This is a genomic window from Streptomyces sp. ISL-43, from assembly GCF_018614195.1.
GTDB lineage: Bacteria > Actinomycetota > Actinomycetes > Streptomycetales > Streptomycetaceae > Streptomyces.
This window is the reverse complement of sequence record NZ_JAGGOT010000062.1, coordinates 1-26,219: the sequence shown is the minus strand read 5'-3', so window position 1 is coordinate 26,219 and position 26,219 is coordinate 1. Positions and strand designations below refer to the sequence as shown.

16 protein-coding genes are annotated in these 26,219 nt (G+C 71.8%); 9 read left to right on the top strand and 7 right to left on the bottom strand.

The window, feature by feature from the left end:
* The first annotated feature begins 298 nt into the window (after positions 1–298).
* Positions 299–2,569: a M4 family metallopeptidase gene (locus J7F03_RS31975; RefSeq protein WP_251072799.1), complete on the top strand. Its 2,271-nt coding sequence runs from the start codon at positions 299–301 to the stop codon at positions 2,567–2,569.
* Between the two features lie 224 nt (positions 2,570–2,793).
* On the top strand, positions 2,794–4,254 hold the full coding sequence (locus J7F03_RS31970; RefSeq protein ID WP_214955711.1) for a nitronate monooxygenase: 1,461 nt from the start codon (positions 2,794–2,796) through the stop codon (positions 4,252–4,254).
* Between the two features lie 124 nt (positions 4,255–4,378).
* Here J7F03_RS31970 and J7F03_RS31965 read toward each other — a convergent pair whose 3' ends face one another.
* Entirely contained in the window at positions 4,379–4,867 is a 489-nt protein-coding gene (locus tag J7F03_RS31965; protein WP_214955709.1) for a hypothetical protein, read from the bottom strand.
* A gap of 149 nt (positions 4,868–5,016) precedes the next feature.
* Positions 5,017–6,570: an MFS transporter gene (locus tag J7F03_RS31960; RefSeq protein ID WP_214955707.1), complete on the bottom strand. Its 1,554-nt coding sequence runs from the start codon at positions 6,568–6,570 to the stop codon at positions 5,017–5,019.
* 134 nt (positions 6,571–6,704) lie between these two features.
* On the opposite strand from J7F03_RS31960, the gene J7F03_RS31955 reads away from it, so the two are divergent.
* Complete coding sequence (locus J7F03_RS31955; protein WP_251072804.1) at positions 6,705–7,718, top strand: Lrp/AsnC family transcriptional regulator; 1,014 nt, start codon at positions 6,705–6,707, stop codon at positions 7,716–7,718.
* A 48-nt stretch (positions 7,719–7,766) separates the two neighbouring features.
* On the opposite strand, the gene glgP is transcribed toward J7F03_RS31955, so the two are convergent.
* The gene (gene glgP / locus J7F03_RS31950) at positions 7,767–10,403 is read right to left on the bottom strand and encodes an alpha-glucan family phosphorylase (protein ID WP_214955705.1); all 2,637 of its coding nucleotides are present in this window, start codon (positions 10,401–10,403) and stop codon (positions 7,767–7,769) included.
* A gap of 485 nt (positions 10,404–10,888) precedes the next feature.
* On the opposite strand from glgP, the gene J7F03_RS31945 reads away from it, so the two are divergent.
* From J7F03_RS31945 to glgB, 4 genes are all read left to right on the top strand, one after another.
* A complete protein-coding gene (locus J7F03_RS31945; RefSeq protein ID WP_214955704.1) occupies positions 10,889–12,883 on the top strand; it encodes an alpha-1,4-glucan--maltose-1-phosphate maltosyltransferase in 1,995 nt (664 codons plus the stop codon).
* The gene (gene treS, locus J7F03_RS31940) at positions 12,880–14,574 is read left to right on the top strand and encodes a maltose alpha-D-glucosyltransferase (RefSeq protein ID WP_214955703.1); all 1,695 of its coding nucleotides are present in this window, start codon (positions 12,880–12,882) and stop codon (positions 14,572–14,574) included. The genes J7F03_RS31945 and treS overlap by 4 nt, the downstream gene beginning before the upstream one ends.
* Before the next feature lie 154 nt (positions 14,575–14,728).
* Positions 14,729–16,168: a phosphotransferase gene (locus J7F03_RS31935; RefSeq protein ID WP_214955702.1), complete on the top strand. Its 1,440-nt coding sequence runs from the start codon at positions 14,729–14,731 to the stop codon at positions 16,166–16,168.
* On the top strand, positions 16,165–18,474 hold the full coding sequence (glgB, locus tag J7F03_RS31930; protein ID WP_214955700.1) for a 1,4-alpha-glucan branching enzyme: 2,310 nt from the start codon (positions 16,165–16,167) through the stop codon (positions 18,472–18,474). The genes J7F03_RS31935 and glgB overlap by 4 nt, the downstream gene beginning before the upstream one ends.
* Here glgB and J7F03_RS31925 read toward each other — a convergent pair.
* Positions 18,458–18,832, bottom strand: a complete 375-nt coding sequence (locus tag J7F03_RS31925) for a co-chaperone YbbN (protein WP_251072797.1) — start codon at positions 18,830–18,832, stop codon at positions 18,458–18,460. The two genes, glgB and J7F03_RS31925, sit on opposite strands and share 17 nt — an antisense overlap.
* 24 nt (positions 18,833–18,856) lie before the next feature.
* On the bottom strand, positions 18,857–19,234 hold the full coding sequence (locus J7F03_RS31920) for a MerR family transcriptional regulator (protein ID WP_214955698.1): 378 nt from the start codon (positions 19,232–19,234) through the stop codon (positions 18,857–18,859).
* A 363-nt stretch (positions 19,235–19,597) separates the two neighbouring features.
* Between J7F03_RS31920 and J7F03_RS31915 the strand changes: the two genes are divergently transcribed.
* On the top strand, positions 19,598–20,290 hold the full coding sequence (locus tag J7F03_RS31915) for a helix-turn-helix domain-containing protein (RefSeq protein ID WP_308380043.1): 693 nt from the start codon (positions 19,598–19,600) through the stop codon (positions 20,288–20,290).
* Between the two features lie 137 nt (positions 20,291–20,427).
* Here the strand turns inward: J7F03_RS31915 and J7F03_RS31910 are convergent, their stop codons facing one another.
* Positions 20,428–22,476, bottom strand: coding sequence for a hypothetical protein (locus J7F03_RS31910; protein ID WP_214955694.1), 2,049 nt, complete (start codon positions 22,474–22,476; stop codon positions 20,428–20,430).
* A 279-nt stretch (positions 22,477–22,755) separates the two neighbouring features.
* Positions 22,756–23,781, bottom strand: coding sequence for an ATP-dependent 6-phosphofructokinase (locus J7F03_RS31905; protein ID WP_214955692.1), 1,026 nt, complete (start codon positions 23,779–23,781; stop codon positions 22,756–22,758).
* Positions 23,782–24,115: 334 nt separating this feature from the next.
* On the opposite strand from J7F03_RS31905, the gene pta reads away from it, so the two are divergent.
* The gene (gene pta, locus J7F03_RS31900; RefSeq protein WP_214955690.1) at positions 24,116–26,200 is read left to right on the top strand and encodes a phosphate acetyltransferase; all 2,085 of its coding nucleotides are present in this window, start codon (positions 24,116–24,118) and stop codon (positions 26,198–26,200) included.
* The last annotated feature ends 19 nt before the right edge of the window (positions 26,201–26,219 follow it).

The following is a 26,219-nucleotide window of genomic DNA, read 5'->3' as shown; positions in this document are numbered from 1 at the left end:
AGTACGACAAACACCCGTACGGCAAATGCCGTTTCGAGGAACCGGGCGTCTTGTTGCCCAAGCGTTAGAGGTCGGCCTTGCACATTCCGGATATTGGTCGCTTCTCTCCCACACCAAAGTGAATGTTCCGGATACCGGATACGTCTCTTCGGACAACGAACCATTTCCAGCCAACCTTTTGACGCGGCCCTGACATCGCGGCGCCCAGATGGCACTCTTCGACCGTTCTTCGCACCAGCCCGATCTGCCCGGAGGCCCACCCAGCCATCCGGAACCCCCCTTGCAGAAGGAGTCTGCGTTGAGTCCCACCCCCCAGCGGCGTGCCACCACGGCCGGCGCGCTTGTTGCCGCGGCCGCTCTCCTCGCCGTAGGCATCCAGACCGGAACCGCCACCGCCGACGCCACCGCGTCTCAGGCCGGCACGGTCGCCCAGGCCAACCCGGGCGCGGCCAACCGCGCACTCAGCGCTTCGGAGCGTGCGACGCTCCTCGCCGAGGCGAACTCCACCACCGAGCAGGCGGCCAGGGCCCTCGGCCTCGCCGGCACGGAGAAGCTCATAGTCCGCGACGTGGTCAAGGACGCGGACGGCACCACCCACACCACCTACGAGCGCACCTACGACGGCATACCGGTGCTCGGCGGTGACCTGACCGTCCACGCCAAGGGCGGCGTCACCAAGAGCGTCACCAAGGCCACCAACGCGGACATCAAGGTCGCGGACACCACCGCCGCCGTCACCCCGGCCTCGGCCGAGGGCACGGCGCTCACCTCCGCCAACGCGGCGGGTGCCAAGGACGCCAAGGCCGCCAAGGGCGCCCGCAAGGTGATCTGGGCCGCCGAGGGCGCTCCGGTCCTCGCCTTCGAGACCGTCGTCGGCGGGCTCCAGCACGACGGCACCCCGAGCGAACTGCACGTGGTCACCAACGCCAAGACCGGCGCGAAGATCACCGAGTGGCAGGCGATCGAGACCGGCGTCGGCAACACGATGTACAGCGGTCAGGTCACGCTGGGCACCTCGCAGTCGGGCAGCAACTTCACGCTGAACGACGCCGGGCGCGGCGCCCACAAGACCTACGACCTCAACGGGGGCTCCGGCAGCGGCACGGGCACCCTCTTCACCGGCCCGGACGACACCTGGGGCACCGGTGCCGCCTCCAGCCGGGAGACCGCGGGCGCCGACGCGCACTACGGCGCCCAGCTGACGTGGGACTACTACAAGAACGTGCACGGCCGCAACGGCCTGCGCAACGACGGCGTGGCCCCGTACAGCCGGGTCCACTACGGCAACGCGTACGTCAACGCGTTCTGGAGCGACTCCTGCTTCTGCATGACCTACGGCGACGGCACGGGCAACACCCACCCGCTGACCTCGATCGACGTGGCCGCGCACGAGATGACCCACGGTCTGACCTCGGTCACCGGCAACATGACCTACTCCGGTGAGCCCGGCGGCCTCAACGAGGCGACCTCCGACATCATGGCGGCGGCCGTCGAGTTCAACGCCAACAACGCCAACGACGTCGGCGACTACCTGGTCGGCGAGAAGATCGACATCAACGGCGACGGCACCCCGCTGCGCTACATGGACAAGCCGAGCAAGGACGGCGGCTCCAAGGACGCCTGGTACTCGGGCATCGGCTCCATCGACGTCCATTACTCCTCGGGCCCGGCCAACCACTGGTACTACCTCGCCTCCGAGGGCTCGGGCGCCAAGGTCATCAACGGCGTGAGCTACAACTCGCCGACCTCGGACAACATCCCGGTCGCCGCGATCGGCCGCGAAGCCGCTTCGAAGATCTGGTTCCGCGCGCTGACGGCCGGCTACTTCAAGTCGAACACCAACTACGCCGCCGCCCGCGTCGCCACCCTGCAGGCCGCCGCCGACCTGTACGGCGCCGGCTCGGCCACGTACAACAACACGGCCAACGCCTGGGCCGGCATCAACGTCGGTCCGCGCATCGTCGCCGGTGTCTCGGTCACCAGCCCCGGTAACCAGAACACCGTCACGGGCAGCGCCGTCAGCCTCCAGATCCAGGCCAGCAGCACCAACGCCGGCGCCCTGAGCTACGCGGCGTCCGGTCTGCCGACCGGTCTGTCGATCAACTCCTCGACCGGCCTGATCTCCGGGACCGCCTCCACCGCCGGTACGTACAACACGACGGTCACGGTGACGGACTCGGCGAACCAGACCGGTACGGCGTCCTTCGTCTGGACCGTCGGGACCTCGCAGCAGAGCGTCTTCGAGAACACGACCGACTACACGATCGCGGACAACGCCACGGTGGAGTCCCCGCTCCCGGTCAACCGCACGGGCAACGCCCCGAGCACCCTCAAGGTGGACGTGAACATCGTCCACACCTACGTCGGTGACCTGCGGGTCGACCTGGTCGCCCCCGACGGCACCGTCTACAACCTGCGCAACCGCAGCGGCGGCAGCGCGGACAACATCGTCCAGAGCTTCACCGTGAACGCCTCCTCCGAGGTCGCGGCCGGCACCTGGAAGCTCCGGGTGGCCGACCTGGCCAGCCTGGACACCGGTTACATCAACAGCTGGAAGCTCACCTTCTGATCCCCACGAGGGATTCGGTGAGCAAGAGCTGAACAGCCAGATCACGGGGCCGCCCGGGAGCAGACCTCCCCGGGCGGCCCTGTTCCATTGGGCCCCGGGCGCCAGGGTCCACCTCCCCCCAGGGCCGGGACCTTCGGCGCCCTTCGGCCGGCCGGGCCGGCGTCATAGTGGAAACCAGCGAACCTACGGAACCGTAGGTTCGGGTGATCCCGAGGACGTGACCCGTGCCGCAGACCCCCACGACCGTCCCCGCCACCCGCCACCCCTGGCTGATCCAGGGCGGCATGGGCGTCGGAGTCTCCGGCTGGAGGCTGGCGAAGGCCGTCTCCGGCGAGGGCCGGATGGGCGTGGTCTCCGGGACGGCACTGGACGTCGTACTGGCCCGCGTACTGCAGACCGGAGACCCCGGCGGCCACGCCCGCCGGGCCCTGGCCGCCTTCCCGCTCCCCGAGCTCGCCCGGAGCGCGATCGACTGCTACTTCCGCGAGGACGGCCTCGCGGACGGCGCCTCGATGCGCACGACCCCGCGCCTGCGGGCGGCCGGCGGAGCGCAGGCGGAAATCCTCACCGTCCTCGGCAACTTCGTCGAGGTCTGGCTCGCCAAGGAAGGACACGACGGTGTCATCGGCATCAACTACCTGGAGAAGATCCAGCTCGCCACCGCCCCCGCGATGTTCGGCGCGATCCTGGCAGGCGTCGACTACGTGCTCGTGGGCGCGGGAGTCCCCGGTCGGATCCCTGCCCTCGCCTCGCGGCTGGCGCGCTACGAACGCTGCGTGAACAAGATCCGCGTGGAGGGCGACGAAGAGCCCCTGGAGCACCTCTTCGATCCCTCGGCCCTGCTCGCCGGGCACCTGCCCGGCCCACTGCGCCGCCCCCACGTGCTGGCCATCGTCTCGCTCCCGGTACTCGCCGCCTATCTGGCCCTGGACGAGGCCACCCGACCCGACGGCTTCGTGATCGAGACCAGCCGGGCGGGCGGCCACAGCGCCCCGCCGCGCGGTCCGATGAAGCTCGACGAGGACGGCGAGCCGGTCTACGGCCCGCGCGACGACCCGGATCTCGCCAAAATGGCGGCGCTCGGGCTGCCGTTCTGGCTCGCCGGCGGCCAGGCCCGGCCCGAGGCGGTGGCCGCGGCCCTCGCCGAGGGGGCGGCCGGAGTCCAGGTCGGCAGCGCGTTCGCGCTGTGCGAGGAGTCCGGGATGGCCCGGCACCTGCGCGAGGAACTGTTGGAGCGGGCCCGCACCGGCACCCTCTCGGTCCGCAACGACCCAGAGGCCTCGCCGACGGCGTTCCCCTTCAAGGTGGCCGACCTGCCCGGGACCGTCTCCGAGCCGGAGGTGGCAGTGGCCCGGCGGCGGGTCTGCGACCTCGGGTTCCTGCGCACTCCCGTACGGGGGCCGCGCGGGCTCGTCTACCGGTGCGCGGCCGAGCCGGTGGCCGCCTACGTCCGCAAGGGCGGCGACGCGGCCGACACCAAGGGCCGCCAGTGTCTGTGCAACGGCCTGCTGGCCACGATCGGGCTGGCGCAGCGGCGGCCGCACGGCCGGGTGGAACCCCCCCTGGTGACCATCGGCAAGGACCTGTCCTTCCTGCAGGAACTGGCCCCGAACGCCGAACCGTACGCGGCGGCGGACGTGGTGCGCTGGCTGGCGGCCGGCACGGTCCGGCCCGCGGCGGACTGAGTCACGGCACACCGGCACACGGCCAACGCAGGCACACGGACACACGGACACACGGATACACCGCACGCGAAGGGCCCGACACCCCGAGGGGTGCCGGGCCCTTCCTGCCGCCTGCCGGCCGAGATCAGCCGATGGAGCGGAAGACCGAGTCGACGAAGTCCGGCGCCTGGGCCACGCGTCCGCCGCGGCTGCGGTCCTCGTCGTCGCTCCAGTCGTCACGGCGGTCGCCGTCGTGGCGGCCGTGGTGGTTGTCGTCGGAAGGCTTGACGAAGACCGACCGGACCTCCAGGTCCCGCGCCCGCTCGCCCGGCTCCAGCGCCTCGACGGCCTGGCCGCCGCAGTGGCGGTCCTCGAAGAGCAGCGCCAGCGACTCCGTGTCGTTGCGCACCTCGAAGGCCGGGTGGTTGCCCGAGGCGTGGGTCAGCTGGTAGCAGGTGTCGTTGTCGGCGGGCTCGATCCGCCCGTGGCGCGTGTCACCGTCGTCGCTGAACCGGTAGCTCAGCTCGCCCAGGCTGTCGCGGTCGTCGTGGTCGTTGGCCAGGGACTGGCCCGCGGTGGGCAGGACAAGTGCGAGGGCCGCGAGGAGCGTCGCGGCGGTGGTACGAAGACGCATGAGGAGTCCGTTTCTCGGGGTTTCGCGGATGCCGGTTCCGGATGACATCCGCGAGGCAGCGTAGGAGCGGGCCACAGCGCTGAAACGATTCGGCATGCGCAGCACGTTCGAAGGTTCACCCTCACGGTCCCCCTCGGGGCCGAGGCGGCTCAGACGGCGGCGCGTTCGCCCGCTCCGGGCGCCGGAACCTCTGCGGCCGCCGAGGCCCGCGGCGCCGCCGGGGCCCGCGGCGCCTCCGGGGCCCCCACGGCGGTGGGCCGTCGGACCAGTGCCACCAGGATCAGCGCCCCCGCCAGGCCCATCGCCCCCGAGACCCAGAAGGTGTCGCGCAGCCCGCTCACGAAGGCCGCCTCCACCCACCGCGCGGCCTCCGGGGCCGCCTGGAGCACCTTGCCCGCCCCGCCGCCGGCCATCGCCTCTGCCGTGCCGTGCGGCCGGCCCGAGCCTTCGAGCCCGTCCGCCAGCCCGGCCTGGAAGACCGCGCCGAGCACCGCGATGCCCAGCGCCATGCCAAGCTGCCGCGCGGTGTTCAGCGCACCGCCCGCCATGCCCGCCCGGGCCGGGGGCACGGCCCCCATCGCGGTGGCCGCCAGGGCCGGGGAGCTCATGCCCACGCCCACACCGGTGACGATCATGCCGGGCACGAGCGCCGTCCAGCCGTCGCCGGTGTCCAGCATCCAGCCTTGGAGCAGCGCGCCCGCGCCGATGAGGAACAGGCCGCCGCCGATGGTGATCCGGGGCGAGGCCCCGTGCATCAGCTTGCCGGTCGCGGCGGCGACGAAGAAGCCGGCCAGGCTGAGCGGAACCAGCGCCAGGCCGGCGCCGACCGGCCCCATGCCCTCGGCGCTCTGCAGCCACAGGGAGACGTACATCAGGTACCCGAAGGCGGCGCCGGCCATCAGCAGCGAGGCGGCCATGACCGCGACGAAGGTCGGGCTGCGGAAGAGCGAGAGGTCCAGCATCGGCCGGGAGCTGCGCAGTTCGACGAGGACGAAGGCGGCGAAGGCGGCCGCGCCCAGGGCGAACAGGCCCAGCGTGGTGGCGGAGGTCCATCCGTTCTCGCCGACCCGGATCAGGCCGTAGGTGAGAGCGGCGGCGCCGGTGGTGAAGGCGGCCGTGCCGGGCAGGTCCAAGCCCTTGGCGTGCGGGTCGCGGGACTCGGTGACGGCCTTGAGCGTGACGTACACGGCGAGGGCGCACACGGGGAGGTTGATGAAGAAGATCCAGCGCCAGCCGAACTGCTCGGTGAGCAGCCCGCCGACGATCGGACCGGCCGCGGCGGCGGCCCCGTTGACCGCCCCCCAGACGCCGAAGGCGACGCCCCGGTCTCGGCCCTGGTACGCGGAACTGAGCAGGGCCATGGTGGTGGCGAACATCGCGGCGGCGCCGACGCCCTGCACGGCGCGGAAAGTGATCAGCGCGGCCGGCCCGCCGGCCAGGCCGCAGGCGAGGGAGGCGGCGGCGAAGAGGCCGAGCCCGCCGAGGTAGACGCGGCGCCGGCCGATCCGGTCGGCGAGCGAACCGGCGCCGAGCAGCAGGGCGGCCAGGGCGAGGGCGTATATGTCCATCACCCACTGCAGCCCGGAGAACCCGGTGCTCATGTCGTCGGCCATGTCGGGCAGGGCGACGGTCACGATCGTGACGTCGACCAGAAGCATGAAGGCCCCTAGGCACACCGCCGTCAACGGCAGCCATTTGCGCATGGGAGTTCTCCTCGGTCACAGGGGGGAAGGCGGGGGCAGGATCCTCGGTCGGCCCAAGATGTCAGCGCCCCGCCCCCATCCCCCACCCAGCGGCCCGCTCCTGCCGGATTTCCATCATGGGAGCCCCTGCGATGATGGAAACCGTGAACGACATGGAGATGGACTCGCTCGACCGGTCCCTGGTCCAGGCCCTCGTCATCGACGGCCGGGCCGCCTTCAGCCGGATCGCCGAAGTGCTGGAGGTCTCCGACCAGACCGTCGTACGCCGCTACCGGCGCCTGCGGAGCACCGGCCTGATCAGGGTCGTCGGGCTGCCCCTGGGCAGCCGCGTCGGGCTGTTCGAGTCCTGGCTGCGGGTGCAGTGCGCCCCCGACGCGGCGCTCCCGGTGGCCGAGGCGCTCGCCCGCCGCCCGGACATCGCGTGGGTGACCTTGAACTCGGGCGGCACGGAGGTCCACTGCATGACCCGGGCCCGGACCCGCCAGGACCGGGACGCCCTGCTGCTGGACAAGCTGCCGCGCACACGCCGGGTGACCGGCATCAGCGCCCACACCATCCTGCGGAAGTTCTTCGGCGGGCCCGACTCGTGGGCGGGTACGGACGTGCTGCGCCCCGACCAGATCGCGGCGCTGGAGCGGCCGCCGGCCGCGCCCGCGCCGGATGCCCCGTACGTCCTGGACGCGGCGGAGCTCGCGCTGCTCGCGGTGCTGGGCCGCGACGGCCGGGCCGGATATCCGGAACTGGCGCGGGCCACCGGGCTGGCGGAGTCCACCGCGCGCCGCAGGCTGGAGCGGCTGCGCGAGCTCGGGGCGGTCTTCTTCGACGTGGAGTTCGTCCCGGCGCTCTTCGGCTACGAGGCGGAGGCGACGCTGGTGCTGACCGTGCCGCCGGCCCGGCTGGCGCAGGTCGGGGCCGCGCTGGCGGGACACCGCGAGATCGCGTTCGCGGCGGCGGTCACCGGGGCGGCCTCGTTGATGGCGGTGGCGGTGTGCCGTGACACCAACGCGCTCTACACGTACCTGACCGAGCGGATCGGCGCGGTGGAGGGCGTGGGCCACGTGGAGGTGATCCCGTCCCTGCTCAGCGTCAAACGGGCCGGGATGCTGGTGGAGGACGGGCGGCTGGTGGACCCGCCGCCCGCCCCTTGAGCCCCGCGGGCCCGCGGATGTCCGCGAACCGGCGGGCCGTTCCAGCCGCTAGCGCAGCAGTACGCCGCCTCCCGCGTCCGTGTCCAGCGGCCCGGCGACCAGGCCCAGTTCGGCCGGGGTCGCCAGCAGCGGATGCGTCGGCAGGATCCGTACGGTGTAGCCGAAGGGCCCCGTACGGTCGAGGGCGAGCGGGCCCTCGTACAGCCGGCGCCCCTCCAGGTCCGGCCCGCCGGCCGGCTTGAGCGGGAAGGTCCGGCCGTCCCGGATCACGTCCTGGGCGTCGACCCGGCCCGCGACGGCCTGCACCTCCACGTCCTCGGGCGCGAGCGCGTCGAGCGAGACCTGCACGCGCAGGGTGAGGGTGGCCCCGAGTTCGGCGGTGCCGCCGACCGGGCCCGCCGTCAGCGCCTCCACGTGCTCGACGGTGAGCTTCGGCCAGGCCGCGCGGACCCGGCCCTTCCACCAGGCGAGGTCCCGCGCCGCCTCCGGGGTCAGGGCGCGGTGGGAGAGCGCGGCCGGAGCGTAGAGCCGCTCCACGTACTCCCGCACCATCCGTCCCGCCAGCACCTTGGGCCCCAGCGAGACGAGGGTGCGGCGGACCATCTCGATCCAGCGCGCCGGGAGTCCGCCGCGCCCGGTCCGGTCGTAGAACCGGGGCGCGACCCGGCCCTCGATCAGGTCGTAGAGGGCGTTCGCCTCCAGGTCGTCGCGCCGGTCCTCGTCCGTGCCCAGGCCGTCGGCGGTCGGGATGGCCCAGCCGAAGTCCGGCTCGAACCACTCGTCCCACCAGCCGTCCAGGACGGAGAGGTTGAGGCAGCCGTTGAGCGCCGCCTTCATCCCGCTGGTCCCGCACGCCTCCAGCGGGCGCAGCGGGTTGTTGAGCCAGACGTCGCAGCCCGGGTAGAGCTTCTGCGCCATGGCCATGCCGTAGTCGGGCAGGAACACGATCCGGTGGCGCACGCGCGGGTCGTCGGAGAAGCGCACCAGCTCCTGGACGAGCCGCTTGCCTCCGTCGTCGGCCGGGTGCGCCTTGCCCGCCACCACGATCTGCACCGGCCGGTCCGGGTCCAGGAGCAGGCGGCGCAGCCGGTCGGGGTCGCGCAGCATCAGCGTGAGCCGCTTGTAGGACGGGACGCGGCGGGCGAAGCCGATGGTCAGTACGTCCGGGTCGAGGACGGAGTCCACCCAGCCCAGTTCGGCGTCGGCGGCCCCGCGCTGGCGCCAGGAGGCCCGCAGGCGGTCCCGTACCTCTTGGACCAGCTGCTCCCTGAGTACCCGGCGCAGGTCCCAGACGTCCTGGTCGGGGATGTCGGCGACGGCGTCCCAGCGCTGGGAGCCGCCGACGGACAGGGCGTCCTCGGTGCGTCCGGCGCCGATCTGGCGCGCGCCGAGCTTCACGACTTCCGGCGCCACCCAGGACGGGGCGTGCACCCCGTTCGTGACGGAGGTGATGGGCACGTCGGCGGGGTCGAATCCCGGCCACAGCCCGGCGAACATCTCCCGGCTGACGGCGCCGTGCAGGGTGGAGACGCCGTTCGCCCGCTGGGCGAGACGCAGCCCCATCACCGCCATGTTGAAGACACCGGGGTCGCCGCCGGGGTAGGTCTCCGCGCCGAGTTCCAGGATCCGGTCGACGGGTACGCCGGCCAGCTCGCCGCCCTCGCCGAAGTGGCGGGCGACCAGGGCCCGGTCGAAGCGGTCGATGCCGGCGGGGACGGGCGTGTGCGTGGTGAAGACCGTCCCGGCCCGCACGGCTTCGACGGCGGCGTCGAAGCCGAGTCCCCGCTGTCCTTCCAGTTCCCTTATGCGCTCGAGCCCCAGGAAGCCGGCGTGTCCCTCGTTGGTGTGGAACACCTCGGGGTCGGGATGCCCGGTGATCCGGCAGTAGCTCCTGACGGCCCGTACCCCGCCGATCCCGAGGAGCATCTCCTGCAGGAGCCGGTGGTCGCTCCCGCCGCCGTAGAGGCGATCGGTCACCTCGCGGGCGGCGGCGTCGTTGTCCTCGACGTCGGAGTCGAGGAGCAGCAGCGGCACCCGCCCGACGCGGGCCTGCCAGATGTGGGCGTGCAGGGCCCGCCCGCCGGGCAGGCTCAGCGACACCCGGGCGGGCGCCCCGTCCTCCTCGCGCACGAGCGAGACGGGCAGTTCGTTCGGGTCGAGCACCGGGTAGTGCTCCTGCTGCCAGCCGTCCCGGGAGAGGGACTGGCGGAAGTACCCGTGGCGGTAGAGGAGTCCGACCCCGATGAGGGGGACGCCGAGATCGCTGGCGGCCTTGAGGTGGTCCCCGGCGAGGATCCCGAGCCCGCCGGAGTACTGGGGCAGGGCGGCGGTGATCCCGAACTCGGGCGAGAAGTAGGCGATGCCGGCGGGCAGCTCCGGGGCGGCCTCGTGGCCCTGGTACCACCTCCCGCCGTGGACGTAGTCGTCCAGGTCGGCGGCGGCGACGGCGAGCCGCCGCAGGAACCGCCGGTCATCGGCGAGCTCCGCGATGCGCGCGGCGGACACGGCGCCGAGCAGCCGGACGGGATCCCCGCCGGCGGCCTGCCAGCCCTCGGGATCGACGGATTGGAAGAGTTCGCGGGTCTCGGTGTGCCAGGACCAGCGCAGGTTGCGCGCGAGGTCGGCGAGTGGCGAGAGGGTCTCGGGGAGGACGGGGCGCACGGTGAATCGACGGATAGCCTTCACGCGTTCCACCTTCGCAGGGGATGACGGATCGAAGTGGCCGCACCACGCTGTGCGGCGCCTGCATCACCCTCGGAAGGCTAGCGGCGGGTCTCCCGCGCGGCCATGGCGCCTCTACCGCCCCTCCACCGGCTCGCCCGGGTCAATGGATCACCGTGGACATCCGGTAGTCCACTTGGAGTTGACGGAGCATCGGTGAATTCCGCGTGGGGTTTCGGGGATGCCTGTGCGACTACGTACCAGTAGTTAACCGAGCACGCGGATTGGGCCGGGCAGGAGTGGGAAGGGCTCCCGGGTACGCGCACTGCGCACCGCCTCCCCCGACCTCTCCCGCCACCCGAGTGAACGCGGACAGGAGCGGCCATGCCCGCAGCCCAGCCGTCTTCCGAGCGGCTAGAAACAGAGCGAACAGAGCGTGCACTACCAGCCGCCATGCCGGCTGGCCTGTCGTCACCGAGCCCCGCGAACTGCCCCCAGGTGATCCCATCATGATCGGTCGCATTCCCGTGCTGGACGTCCGCCCCGCCGTCGACTGCGGCGCCAGACCCGCCAAGGCGGTCGTGGACGAGGTCTTCGAGATCTCCGCCACCGTGTTCCGCGAAGGGCACGACGCGGTCGCCGCCCATGTCGTGCTCCGAGATCCGAGCGGGCGGCTGCGGCCCCCCGTGCCCCTGTCCGAGCTCGCTCCCGGCACCGACCGGTGGGGGGCGCGGGTGTCCGCCGAGGTCGAGGGGAGGTGGACGTACACCGTCGAGGCGTGGAGTGACCCGGTGGCCACCTGGCGGGCCCATGCGGCGATCAAGATCCCCGCCGGTATCGACGCCGGGCTGACGCTCCTCGAAGGCGCCGATCTGTACGAGCGGGCCGCCGCGAAGATTCCCAAGCGGGACGGGCGCGAGCACGCGCTCGCCGCCGCCGATGCCATGCGGGACGAGGACCGGGACGTCGCCGTCCGGTACGCGGCGGCCCTCGCGCCGGCCGCGGCGGCGGCGCTCGCGAAGCGCCCGTACCGGGAGCTGGTCACCGCCTCCAAGCCGCTGCCGCTGCTGGTCGAGCGCAAGCGGGCGCTCTTCGGTTCCTGGTACGAGATGTTCCCCCGGTCGGAGGGGGCGGTGCTGGAGTCCGGCGAGGAACCCGTCAGCGGGACCTTCCGCACGGCCTGCGAACGGTTGCCGGCCATCGCCGCGATGGGTTTCGACGTCGTCTACCTGCCACCCATCCACCCCATCGGGAGCACTTACCGCAAGGGCCCGAACAACACGCTGTCCGCCGGGAGTTGGAACCCGGGCGTGCCGTGGGCCATCGGTTCCACCGAGGGCGGCCACGACGCCGTCCACCCGGACCTCGGCACCATCGAGGACTTCGACGCCTTCGTCGCCAAGGCCGGCGAGCTGCGGATCGAGGTGGCGCTGGACTTCGCCCTGCAGTGCTCGCCGGACCACCCGTGGGTGGAGAAGCATCCGGAGTGGTTCCGCCACCGCGCCGACGGGACGATCGCGTACGCGGAGAACCCGCCGAAGAAGTACCAGGACATCTTCCCGGTCCACTTCGACACCGACATGGCCGGCATCGTCGAGGAGACGGTACGGATCCTGCGGCACTGGATGGACCACGGCGTCCGCATCTTCCGGGTCGACAATCCGCACACCAAGCCGGTCGTCTTCTGGCAGAAGGTGATCGCGGACATCAACAAGTCCGACCCCGACGTGATCTTCCTCGCCGAGGCCTTCACCCGTCCCGCGATGATGCGGACCCTCGCCGCCATCGGCTTCCAGCAGTCCTACACGTACTTCACCTGGCGCAACACCAAGGCCGAGCTCACCGAGTACCTGACCGAGCTCGCGGACACCCGCTCCGCCTCCGTCATGCGGCCGAATTTCTTCGTCAACACCCCGGACATCCTGCCCGCGTACCTTCAGCACGGCGGCCGCCCCGCCTTCGAGGTCCGCGCGGTGCTCGCCGCCACCCTCTCCCCCACGTGGGGGGTCTACGCCGGTTACGAGCTCTGCGAGAACACCCCGCTCGAGGAGGGCGGCGAGGAGTACCTCGACTCCGAGAAGTACGAGCTGCGCCCGCGCGACTGGGCGGCCGCCGACCGCGAGGGCCGCACGATCGCCCCGCTGATCACCGCCCTGAACCGGATGCGCCGCCGCAACCCCGCGCTCCAGCAGCTGCGCGACATCCATTTCCACCCGACCGACAACGAACAGGTGATCGCCTATTCGAAGCATGCCGGCGCCAATTCCGTACTGGTGGTCGTCAACCTCGATCCGCACCACACCCAGGAGGCGACGGTCTCGTTGGACATGCCGGTACTCGGCCTCGACTGGCACGGGTCCCTCGCGGTGCGCGACGAGCTCACCGGCGAGACCTATCACTGGGGCAGGGCGAACTACGTGCGCCTAGAGCCGGGCCGCACGCCCGCGCACGTACTGGCCGCTCTGCGACCGTCCCCGCCCACCGGAGGGTCACCCACCACATGATGATCAACGATCCCGTCCACGACACGTTCGAGGACACCCCCGCCAAGGACCGCGATCCCGACTGGTTCAAGCGGGCGGTCTTCTACGAGGTCCTCGTCCGCTCCTTCCACGACAGCAACGGCGACGGCGTGGGTGACCTCAAGGGGCTCACCGCCAAGCTGGACTACCTCCAGTGGCTCGGCGTCGACTGCCTCTGGCTGCCGCCGTTCTTCGCCTCCCCGCTCCGCGACGGGGGCTACGACGTCTCCGACTACACCTCCGTGCTCCCGGAGTTCGGCGACCTCGCCGACTTCGTGGAGTTCGTGGACGCCGCGCACACCCGCGGCATGCGGGTGATCATCGACTTCGTCATGAACCACACGAGCGACCAGCACGAGTGGTTCCAGCAGTCCCGCAAGGACCCCGAGGGGCCCTACGGCGACTACTACATGTGGGCCGACAACGACAAGCAGTACCAGGACGCCCGCATCATCTTCGTCGACACCGAGACCTCGAACTGGACGTACGACCCGGTCCGCAAGCAGTACTACTGGCACCGGTTCTTCTCCCATCAGCCGGACCTCAACTACGAGAACCCGGCCGTCGTCGAGGAGATCGTCTCCGCGCTCCGCTTCTGGCTCGACCTCGGCATCGACGGGTTCCGCCTCGACGCCGTGCCCTACCTGTACGCCGAGGAGGGCACCAACTGCGAGAACCTGCCGCGCACCCACGCCCTCCTCAAGCGGGTCCGCGCGGAGATCGACGCGCACTACCCGGACACCGTGCTGCTCGCCGAGGCCAACCAGTGGCCCGAGGACGTCGTCGACTACTTCGGCGCCTTCGCGAAGGGCGGGGACGAATGCCACATGGCCTTCCACTTCCCCGTCATGCCCCGCATCTTCATGGCCGTGCGGAGAGAGTCCCGCTACCCGGTCTCCGAGATCCTGGCCAAGACCCCGGCGATCCCGGACCGCTGCCAGTGGGGCATCTTCCTGCGCAACCACGACGAGCTCACCCTCGAGATGGTCACGGACGAAGAGCGCGACTACATGTACGCCGAGTACGCCAAGGACCCGCGCATGCGGGCCAACATCGGCATCCGGCGCCGCCTCGCCCCGCTGCTGGACAACGACCGCAACCAGATGGAGCTGTTCACGGCCCTGCTGCTGTCGCTGCCCGGATCGCCGGTCCTCTACTACGGCGACGAGATCGGCATGGGCGACAACATCTGGCTCGGCGACCGCGACGGCGTGCGCACGCCGATGCAGTGGACCCCCGACCGCAACGCCGGTTTCTCCTCGTGCGATCCGGGCAGGCTGAACCTGCCGGTCATCATGGACCCGGTCCACGGGTACCAGGTCACCAATGTCGAGGCGGCCATGGCGTCGCCCTCCTCCTTGCTGCACTGGACCCGCCGGCTGATCGAGGTCCGCAAGGCGAACCCGGCGTTCGGGCTCGGCTCCTACACCGAACTGCCCTCGACCAACCCGGCGGTGCTCGCCTTCCTCCGGGAGTTCGGGGACGACCTGGTGCTGTGCGTGCACAACTTCTCGCGCTTCGCGCAGCCCACCGAGCTTGATCTGCAGTCGTTCAACGGACGGGTCCCGGTGGAGCTGACGGGTGACGTGCGCTTCCCGCCGATCGGCGAGTGGCCGTACCTGCTGACCCTGGCGGGCCACGGCTTCTACTGGTTCCGCCTGCGCTCCGAATAACAGCCCGGCCCGGGGGCGGGCGCGGCGAATGGGTCAATCGCCCGCCCCTGTAAGGACCATCCCGACCCGACACTCACACACGCCGGAGAAGCATTCACAGCGATCCGGGACACTCTGCGCATTCTTTGACGGCCCGGGGAAAGGACGCGACGCCATGTCGGAGGCTGCATCCGCCCGGGATCGGCTCACCGCCGACCGGGTCGCCGGGCTCGGCCCGCTGGAACCGATGCTGCGGGCCTGGCTGCCCGCACAGCGCTGGTTCGCGGGCAAGGGCCGCGCCATCGGACGGCTGAGGACGATCTCGGCGGCCGAACTGCTGCCGCCCGGATCCACGCCCGGGCTCCTGCACCTGCTGCTGGACGTGGACGGGGACTGCTACCAACTGCTGCTCGGAGTACGCCCGAGCCCGCTGCCGCCCGCGCTCGCGCCCGCGCTGATCGGCCGCGCCGAGCAGGGCCCGTACGCCGGCCAGTCGGTCTACGAGGGCCTGGGCGATCCGCGGCTCGCCTCGCTGCTGCTGGAGCGGCTGCGCTCCCCCGGTATCCTGGGCCCGCTCCGCTTCGACCGGGATCCGGCCGCCGTGATCCCCGAGGCACCGACCCCGCGGCCACTGTCCGGGGAGCAGACCAACTCCTCGCTGATCTACGGGGATTCGTACATCCTGAAGGTCTTCAGACGGGTCGGCCCCGGGGTCAATCCGGACCTGGAGCTGCCCCGCGCCCTGGCCGCCGCCGGCTGCGCCCGCGTGCCCGCGCCGGTCGCCTGGTACGAAGCCGAGCTGCCCGGCTCCGAACCGCTGACCCTGGGCGTGCTCCAGCCCTACCTGCGCGGCTCCGACGACGGCTGGCAGCTCGCCCTGCACCGGCTGCGCGCCGGGGCCGACTTCACCGCCGAGGCGCACGCGCTGGGCCGGGCCACCGCCGAGGTGCACAGCGCGCTGGCCGGGGCCCTGCCCACCCTCGCGCTGGGCCCCGAGCAGACGGCCCGGCTGGCCGCCGGGATGACGGCGCGGCTCGCCGCCACGGCCCGCGAGGTCCCCGCGCTGCGGCCCTACGAGGCGGGCCTGCGCGGCGCCTTCGACGCGCTGGCCGCCTCCCGGGGAGCCGGGGTGCCCGCCCAGCGGATCCACGGGGACCTGCACCTGGGGCAGACCCTGCGTACCGCGGACGGCAGTTGGGCGCTGATCGACTTCGAGGGGGAGCCGGCCCGGCCGCTGGCCGACCGCCGCCGCCCCGAGCCCGCGGTCCGGGACATCGCCGGGATACTGCGCTCCTTCGACTACGCCGCCCGGTCGCACCGGCCGTTCGCACCCGCCTGGGCGGACGCCTGCCGGGCCGCCTTCTGCGAGGGCTACGCCCGCACGACCGGCCGGGACCCGCGCGAGGACCCCGTACTGCTGCGCGCCTACGAGACCGACAAGGCGGTGTACGAGGCCCGTTACGAGTCCCGGCACCGCCCCGACTGGCTGCACGTGCCGATGGCGGCGATCCGGCGGCTGTCCGAGCCGCAGGGTCCCCCCGCCCACCGCACGCATCCCCCCGCCCCCGGCTCCACCATCCCCCGACCGAAGCCCCCGAGGAGGCCGCTCGCGTGAGCGCCGCACGACAGCCGTCACCGACCGTCCGCGACGAAGCCAAGCCCGCCGTCACCGCCCCCGCCCATGAAACGCAGGCGAAGAAGGCCCGGGCCCCGCGGGCCCGCCGGGCGGCACCGCCGCACGGGGTCCGGCCGGCGCCCGCACTCGGCGCGGAGGAACGGGCCCGGCTGCTGGAGGGCCGCCACCACGATCCGCACGGCGTGCTCGGCGCCCGCACCCAGCGGGGCGGGGTGTCCTTCCGGATGCTGCGCCCGTACGCGAAGGCGGTCACCATCGTCGCCAAGGGGCTGCGTGCCGAGCTCTTCGACGACGGCGACGGGCTGTTCTCCGGGCTGCTGCCGCTGACCGGGGTGCCGGAGTACCGGCTGCTGGTGACGTACGACAGCGACGAGGTGGAGGTCCACGACCCCTACCGCTTCCTGCCCGCGCTCGGCGAGCTCGACCTTCACCTGATCGGCGAGGGACGTCACGAGGAGCTGTGGACGGCGCTCGGATCGGAGCCGATGGAGCACCAGGGCGTGGCCGGCACCCGGTTCACGGTGTGGGCCCCGAACGCGCAGGGTGTGCGCGTCACCGGCGACTTCTCGTACTGGGACCCGGTCGCCTACCCGATGCGCTCGCTCGGTTCGACCGGCGTGTGGGAGCTGTTCCTGCCGGGCGTCGGCGAGGGCGCCCTGTACAAGTACGACGTCACGCGCCCGGACGGTTCGCACACCCTGCGCGCCGACCCGATGGCCCGGCACGCGGAGGTCCCGCCGGCCAACGCCACGGTGGTGACGGCCTCCTCCTACGTCTGGCAGGACGCCGGGTGGATGGCCGCGCGCGGGGACCTCCCGGCGCACCAGGCCCCCTTCTCGGTGTACGAGCTGCACCTGGCGTCCTGGCGGCCCGGGCTCTCCTACCGGCAGCTGGCCGAGCAGCTCCCGGCGTACGTGAAGGAGCTCGGCTTCACGCACGTGGAGCTGATGCCGGTCGCCGAGCACCCCTTCGGCGGCTCGTGGGGTTACCAGGTCACCGGCTTCTACGCGCCGACCTCCCGGATGGGCTCCCCGGACGACTTCCGCTTCCTGGTGGACTCGCTCCACCGGGCCGGGATCGGGGTGATCGTCGACTGGGTGCCGGCGCACTTCCCGCGCGACGACTGGGCGCTGGCCGAGTTCGACGGGCGCCCGCTGTACGAGCACCACGACCCGCAGCGGGCGGCGCACCCGGACTGGGGGACGCTGGAGTTCGACTTCGGCCGCCGGGAGGTCAGGAACTTCCTCGTCGCCAATGCCGTGTACTGGTGCCAGGAGTTCCACGTCGACGGGCTGCGCGTGGACGCGGTGGCCTCGATGCTCTACCTCGACTACTCGCGGGGCGAGGGCGAGTGGACGCCGAACGAGCACGGCGGGCGGGAGAACCTGGACGCGGTGGCGCTGCTCCAGGAGATGAACGCCACCGTCTACCGGCGCTGCCCGGGCGTGGTGACGATCGCCGAGGAGTCCACCGCGTGGCCGGGCGTCACCCGGCCCACCGACGTGGGCGGTCTCGGCTTCGGCCTGAAGTGGAACATGGGCTGGATGCACGACACCCTGCGCTACGCGTCGAAGGAGTCGGTGCACCGCAAGTACCACCACAACGACATGACCTTCGGGATGGTCTACGCGTTCAGCGAGAACTACGTGCTGCCGATCTCGCACGACGAGGTGGTGCACGGCAAGGGCTCGCTGGTGTCGAAGATGCCCGGGGACTGGTGGCAGCAGCGGGCCGCGCACCGGGCGTACCTGGGCTTCATGTGGGCCCACCCGGGCAAGCAGCTGCTCTTCATGGGGCAGGAGTTCGCGCAGGGCTCGGAGTGGTCCGAGACGTACGGGCCGGACTGGTGGCTGCTGGACTCCTCCTACGCGGCGGCCGGCGACCACCGGGGCGTACGCAGCCTCGTGGGCGACCTGAACCGCACCTACCGGGCGGCGCCCGCCCTGTGGGAGCGGGACACCGTGCCGGAGGGCTTCGCGTGGGTGGAAGGGGACGCGGCAGAGGACAACGTCTTCGCGTTCCTGCGGTTCGCGCAGGACGGCTCGCAGCTGCTGTGCGTCTCGAACTTCTCGCCGGTGGTCCGGCACGCGTACCGCCTCGGGGTGCCGCAGGAGGTGCCGCTGTGGCGGGAGGTGCTCAACACCGACCAGCAGCTCTACGGCGGCAGCGGTATTCACCACGCGCGGCCGCTGCGCCCCGAGCCGGTGCCCGCGCAGGGGCGGGCGGCGAGCCTGCGCCTGACCCTCCCGCCGCTGGCGACGCTCTGGTTCAGGCCCGTGTCGTAGCCGTGGCGGCGGCCCCGGCCGCCGCCATGACGTCTTCCAGTTCCTGGAGGAGCTTGCGCTTGGCGCGGGCCCCGACCATCTGCAGCACGGGCTCGCCGTCACGGAAGACGAGCAGGGTCGGCATGGACAGCACCCCGTACCGCACGAGGGTGGCGGGGTTGCTGTCCGCGTCGATCTGGACGACCTTGAGCCGGTCGGCCTCCTCGGCGGCGACGGCGGACAGGACGGGGGCGAGCTGGCGGCACGGGCCGCACCAGTCGGCGGTGAACTCCACCAGGACGGGCCGGCCGCGTTCGCCGAGCACCTCCGTCTCGAAGTCCGCGTCGGTCACTTCGGCCACACCGCGTGCCTTCATCATTGCTTCCCCTCTCGTCCCGGCCGGTCAGCCGGTCATCTCGCATCTGGGCTGTGCCGCTTCGGCTTCGGCGAGCTGGCCCGCCACCTGGTCCCGTACGCCCGTGAGCCGGCCGATCAGGCCGTCCAGTTCGGCGAGCTTGCGCCGGTAGACGGCCAGCGACGCCGGGCAGGAGTCGCCGGCCGGGTGACCGGCGCGCAGGCACTCCACGAACGGGCGGGTCTCCTCCAGGTCGAAGCCGAAGTCCTGGAGCGTGCGGATCTGGCGGAGCATCCGCAGGTCGTCCTCGTCGTAGGTGCGGTGGCCGTTGCCGTCGCGCCGGGCGGGCAGCAGGCCCCGCTCCTCGTAGTACCGGAGCGTTCGCGTGCTGGTGCCCGCCCGCTCGGCCAGTTCGCCGATTCGCATGCCCCGACCGTAATCCTTGCCGTAGGCGTCAAGGCAAGGAGAGGCGCGGGAGGGAGGTGGGAGAGGGCGGGAGAGGGGGAGGGCGGAGGCCCTCGCCACCCCCGTATGCGAGGGCCTCCGTCCGGGAGCACGCTCTGGCGGGGTGGCCGGTTCGAGACCTTCCCGATCGTGTGAGGCGGATCACGCGCAGGGCTACCGCTCGGGGCGGCCGGAAACGTACGCTTGGAAATGGATCACGGCCCGATCCGATTACCGGTCAGTCGCAGAGAAAACGGACCAAAGCCCTTTACTTCATAGGACGTTCCTACGAGGTATGGGCTTGTTTGTTTGGTCTGTAGTCGCCACACCTCGGCCACTCCTACGGTGTGCCCTGTGCACTCCAGCCCACCTTTCAATGCCCCCGCCGCGCGTCGTCTGCGCGCGGCCCTGGGCATGGCTCCCGGTCATGTCGTCTATGGCCTGCGTGCCCAGTACGGACTGATCGTCACTCCCGAGACCGTGATGGCGTGGGAGCGTGGCGAGATATCGCCGACCTCCGTCGAACTCACGGCCCTCGCGGGCGTGCTCTGGTGCTCCCCCGGCGAGCTCCTGGCCGAGCCGGTCACCTTGCGCGAGCACCGGATCGCCAGGGGGCTGGCCGCCGAGGAGCTGGCCCGGCGGGTCGGAGTGGAGGCGGGCTCCTACCAGAAGATGGAGGACACCGGCCGCTGGAAGGGCAACGAGCGGCAGTCCGCCGCCCTGGCCACGGCGCTGGGGCTGACCCTGGCCCAGTTCGTGACCGCGACCGGCAAGCACGAGGAGCTGGCCGAGCTGCTGCGCAGCGCGGCGACCACGCGCTGGCAGGCGTACGTGAAGCCGCTGGCCAAACTGCTGCCGGTGCCCAAGCCGCACCTGGAGCGGGTGCTGGAGCAGCTGCACGGGGAGTACCAGTCGAGGATGGTGGCGACCCTCGGCTGGGGCGCCGCGCAGGGCGAGGCCGGCAGCGGCGACTCGGGGCGCGAGTACCTCGCGGACATCGTGGACCGCTTCTGGGCCCTCGCGGGCGGTGCGGCGTAGGACACATTCCGCCGCAGCGCTCCCTACGGCAACGGCCCCGACCACGTCCTCGGCGGGACGCGGTCGGGGCCGTTCGGCGTGGGAGGTCGGGGCGGGAGTCCCGCCGCGGGGGCCGGTCGGCGCCCGGTGGGCGGCGGCTACTTCAGCGGCGCGTGGACCACGGTCGCCCGGACGCCCGCTGCCGCGAGGTCCTTCGACAGCCGGTCGGCCATCGCCCGGTCGCCCACCAGGACGGTCGGTGCGGAGGGCAGCTCCGCGATCGCCTTCTTCAGGTGGCCCAGCGAGGTCCCGTACTGCTTCTCCACGTCCGCGGTCACCGGGCCGCCCATCTTGACGTAGAAGATCTCGTAGAGCTCCACCATGTCGCCCGCCCGGTGGTTCAGGAGCTGGGCGAGGAAGGTGGACTTCAGGTTCAGGTACGCGTCGTTGGAGTACAGGGCGATCACCGGTGAGGACACCCCCGGGAGGTCCCGCCGGGTGAGCGCTCGGGCCGGCGGGCCCATGTCGCTGCGGCTCTCGCCCCTGGCCCACTTGAGCATCGAGCTGCCGTACCAGGCCGAGGGCGGGTTGAACCTGGCCTCGGGGTCGGTCCACCCCGTGGGAACGCCGAACTGCACGCTGGCGAACATGGCGAGCGCGGCGGCCGTCGCGAGGCCGGAGTGCACCAGGCGCTCCGCCCGGCGGCGGCGGCGCGACGAGCCGCCCAGCCGCTCGGGCGGCAGCATCAGCCCGACCATGCCCACCGCGATCAGGGTGATCACCAGACCGGCGGCGGCCAGCTTCTCGAAGTAGTACGAGTAGTAGCCGATGGTGTGCTTCTGCCAGGCGCCGAAGAGGCCGATCACCGTGATCCCGCCCAGGACGAGGGCCAGCACCATCTGTCCGGTACCCGTCCGGCGGTTCGCCGGCAGGGAGGCCGCCAGCAGGGCCAGCAGCGCGCATCCGATGAACACGGGGCGGTCGGGCACGACCATGGGGCCGGCCAGGTTCGAGGTCTTGGAGACGTCCAGCTTGGTCAGGACGGAGAAGACGCTGGGCAGTCCCGCGATCAGCGTGCCGCCCGCCAGCGCGCCGATGAGCAGGCGCCTCCTGGGGGCGAAGCGCCGCCGGTGGACGATGAGGACCGCGGCCAGGGCGAGGCCTAGGAGGGCCCCGTAGAGGTTGTAGACGAAGGTCACGGTCACCAGCGCGGCCACCCCGACGAGCGCGAACTCGACCCGGCCCATCGCGGGCCGCACGAGCAGCGCCAGCCCGACGGCGAGGAACAGCAGTCCGACGGTCTCGGAGTCGAAGCCCTTCTCGACCAGCTGCGCCATCGAGCCGGACAGCATCACCGCCATCACACTGGCGCAGACCGCCGCCGCGCGCCAGCCGCGCAGGCGCGGGCCGCCGACCCAGCGGGCGGCCCAGACGAGCGCGGCGCAGAGCAGCGCGTAGGCGCCGATGACGTACAGGAGGTAGCGGTTCATCATCTCGGCGGCGGGGCCGCCGTCGGTGGAGGACTTCACGAGGACGTCGATCCACGCCAGCAGGAAGTGGGTGCCCTGCGGGTAGACGGCCTCGGACGGGGTCATCATGAACGTCTTGGCGGCCTCCTGGTGGAGGAACGCGTAACCGCCCACGTGGTGGATGCCGTCGAAGTACGAGAAGTGCCCCATCCGGTCCTCGGACGTGACGAAGAAGGCCAGCCGCTCGGTGATCGACTTACCGGCCAGCGGGTTGTGCATGTAGTGCCAGACCACCGCCGCCGTACCGACGACGAGCGCGTCGGAGCCGCGCAGCCGCAGGGGGATGCGGGGGCGCCGGCCGGACAGCCAGCCGCAGACGGACACGACGGTCAGCAGGAAGCCGGTCCCGGGGACGGGGGCCAGCCCCCACGGCCAGACGGAGAAGAGCAGCCCGAAGGTCATGACCGCGCCGCAGAGGACGAAGGCCGCGACGACCAGGCGGTCGAGGAGGCCGCCGCCCACCCGGATCAGGGAGGCGATCGCCAGGACCAGGACGGGGATCAGCACCACGTCCAGGCCGAGTGCGTCGAGGAGCAGCGGCAGCGCCCAGGACGCGGCCACGGCCCCGCCGAGGACGGACCACCGCCGCTCGCCCCTGGCAGGAGCCGGGCCGTCGGTCTGCCGCGCCTCGGGGCGTTCGGCACTCCTACTGGGCAAAAGGGCAGGGCGGGTCGCCACGGGAACGGGCACCTTCCATCGAGCGCACGGAACCGGATCAGGGGGCCTGGACTTCACGGCCCGATCCGGCCATACGCGGCTCGGCCACTCATTCCCCCAACGGTGGAGTCTTCGGATCATAGCTCCCGGCATGGCGGGGGCTGGATGTGGATCAGCGGCGCCCCGACGGGGACGGCGGCGGTCCGGAACCGGCCGAACGGCCCGTCGCCACCGCCGCGGGGCGGTGGCGACGGGCCGTTCGGCCCTCGGAAGTCGGGAGGAAGGTACCGGCCGGGACGGTCAGAAGACCGACTCGGCCTCGTACATGCGCTCCTCGGGGACGGTCTTCAGCTCGGTGACCGCGGCGGCCAGGGGGGCCATGACGATGTCGGTGCCGCGCAGGGCGGTCATGTTGCCGTAGTCACCGCGGTGGACGGCCTCGACCGCGTGCCAGCCGAAGCGGGTCGCGAGGACGCGGTCGTAGGCCGTGGGGGTGCCGCCGCGCTGGACGTGGCCGAGGATGACCGGGCGGGCTTCCTTGCCCATGCGCCGTTCGAGCTCGACGGCGAGGCGGTTGCCGATGCCGGCGAAGCGCTCGTGGCCGTACTGGTCGATCGCGCCCTTCTCGTAGGGCATGGAGCCCTCGCCCGGGTGGGCGCCTTCGGCGACGCAGATGACGGCGAACTTCTTACCGCGGGCGAATCGTTCCTCCACCATCTTCACCAGGGCGTCCACCTCGAAGGGGCGCTCCGGCAGGCAGATCCCGTGGGCGCCGCCGGCCATGCCGGACTCCAGGGCGATCCAGCCGGCGTGCCGGCCCATCACCTCGACGACCATGACGCGCTGGTGCGACTCGGCGGTGGTCTTGAGGCGGTCGATGGCCTCGGTGGCGACCATGACGGCGGTGTCGAAGCCGAAGGTGCGGTCGGTGGAGGAGATGTCGTTGTCGATCGTCTTCGGCACGCCGACGACGGGCATGCCGGCGTCCGACAGCATCCGGGCGGCGGTCAGGGTTCCCTCGCCGCCGATCGGGATGAGCGCGTCGATGCCGTAGCGCTTCGCCAGTTCGGCGGCGTTCTCGGCGGCTTCGTGCAGACGCGCGCGCTCCATCCGGGCTGAACCGAGAATCGTGCCGCCTCGGGCGAGAATGCCACTGACGGCGTTGATGTCGAGGGGGCGGTAATTGCCGTCGAGCAGGCCCTTGAAGCCGTCCTCGAAGCCGATGACCTCGTCCCCGTGCCCGACCAGGGCACGGTGTACGACCGACCGGATGACAGCGTTCAGGCCCGGACAGTCGCCGCCTGCGGTGAGAACTCCGATACGCATCGTGCTGTGTCTCCTGCTCCTGGTCGTACCTGGCCGTACGCGTGCGGGCGGACAGCCGTACATATGAAGGGCGTATTGATGAAGCCTGTCCGATTGTTCCACGGGCCCGGGGTGGCGCGCGCTCTGTGCGATGCCCCCCGCACGGTGCCCGGCAGGCCTTTCGACCCCCTCGGACGGGCCCTTTTCCCGGCGGGCGACCTAACGATCCGCAAGGGTATTGTCAAGAGGTCAACCCCACATTAACTGGGACAACCGACGCGAATAGCCGCCCCGCCCAGGCCAGGATCCCGGTGGGGCGATCCCGAGATTTCACACGATGGGACGGAGAGCACGCGTGACGCGCAGCGTGTACGTGACCGGTATCGAGCGGGGGGACGGCCGCCAGGTCGTCGAGCTGGGGATCATGGAGCTCCTGACCCGCCAGACGGGCCGGGTGGGCGTGTACCGCCCCTTGCTGCACGACGGACCCGACCGGCTCTTCGACCTCCTGAAGGGCCGCTACCGGATCGAGCAGGACGCCTCGACGGCCTACGGCATGGAGTACCACGAGGGCTCCGCCATCCTGGCCGAGAAGGGCACGGACGAGCTGGTGTCCCAGCTGGTCGGCCGCTACCACCGGGTGGCCCGCGACTACGAGGTCATGCTGGTCCTCGGCACCGACTACGCCGACACCAACCTCCCCGACGAGCTGGCGCTCAACGCCCGCCTCGCCAACGAGCTGGGCGCCCTGGTCATCCCCGTCGTGGGCGGCACCAAGCACCCCGCCGAAGCCGTGCGCGCCGAGACCCGCAACGCGTACCGGGCTTACGAGAGCCTGGGCTGCCACGTGGGCGCGATGGTCGTCAACCGGGTGGCCCCCGAGGACCGCGAGTCGATAGCCGAGCGCCTGGCCGCCCGGCTCCCCGTGCCCTGCTACGTACTTCCGGACGACAAGCACCTGTCCGCCCCGACCGTCGCCCAGATCACCCAGGCGCTCGGCGGCGAGGTGCTCCTCGGCGACGAGGCCGGACTCGCCCGCGACGCCCTGGACTTCGTCTTCGGCGGGGCCATGCTGCCGAACTTCCTCAACGCCCTGACGCCGGGCTGTCTGGTCGTCACCCCCGGGGACCGCTCCGACCTGGTCATCGGCGCGCTCGCCGCGCACACCTCCGGCACCCCGCCGATCGCCGGTGTGCTGCTGACGCTGAACGAGCGCCCCGGCAAGGACATCCTGACGCTGGCCTCGAAGCTGGCGCCCGGGACGCCGGTCGTCTCGGTGGCCGGCAACAGCTTCCCGACGGCCGCCGAACTCTTCGCGCTGCAGAGCCGGCTGAACTCCGCGACCCCGCGCAAGCTGGAGACCGCGCTCGGCCTGTTCGAACGCCACGTGGACACCGCCGAGCTGCGCGAGGTGCTCTCGGTGGCCCGATCCGAGCGCGTCACCCCGATGATGTTCGAGCACGAGCTGCTGGAGCAGGCCCGCTCCGAGCGCCGGCGCGTGGTGCTCCCGGAGGGCGCCGAGGAGCGCGTGCTGCGTGCCGCGGACGTGGTGCTGCGCCGCGGGGTCTGCGACCTGACACTGCTGGGCGAGGAGCCGGCGATCCTGAAGAAGGCCGCCGACCTGGGGGTCGACATCTCGGCCGCCCAGCTCATCGACCCGGCGACCTCCCCGCTGCGGGAACGATTCGCCGAGTACTACGCCAAGGCCCGCGCCCACAAGGGCATGACGGTCGAGCTGGCCCACGACGTGGTCACCGACGTCAACTACTTCGGCACCCTGATGGTCCAGGAGGGACTCGCCGACGGCATGGTCTCCGGCTCGGTGCACTCCACCGCCGCCACCATCCGCCCGGCCTTCGAGATCATCAAGACCAGGCCCGACGCGTCCATCGTCTCCTCGGTCTTCTTCATGTGCCTGGCCGACAAGGTCCTCGCCTACGGCGACTGCGCCGTCAACCCGGACCCGAACGCCGAGCAGCTCGCCGACATCGCCATCCAGTCGGCGACCACCGCCGCGGCCTTCGGGCTGGAGCCGCGGATCGCGATGCTCTCGTACTCGACCGGCACCTCCGGCTCGGGCGCGGACGTGGACAAGGTCCGCAAGGCCACCGAGATCGTCCGCGAGCAGCGCCCCGACCTGCTGATCGAGGGCCCGATCCAGTACGACGCCGCCGTGGAGCCCGCGGTCGCCGCGACCAAGCTGCCCGAGTCCGAGGTGGCCGGCCGCGCGACGGTGCTGATCTTCCCGGACCTCAACACCGGCAACAACACGTACAAGGCCGTGCAGCGCTCGGCCGGCGCCGTGGCGGTCGGCCCGGTCCTGCAGGGGCTGCGCAAGCCCGTCAACGACCTCTCCCGCGGCGCCCTGGTCCAGGACATCGTCATCACCGTGGCCATCACCGCCATCCAGGCGCAGGGCGCACCGGCGCCCACCGCCTGACCCCGCCCCCGACCCCGCC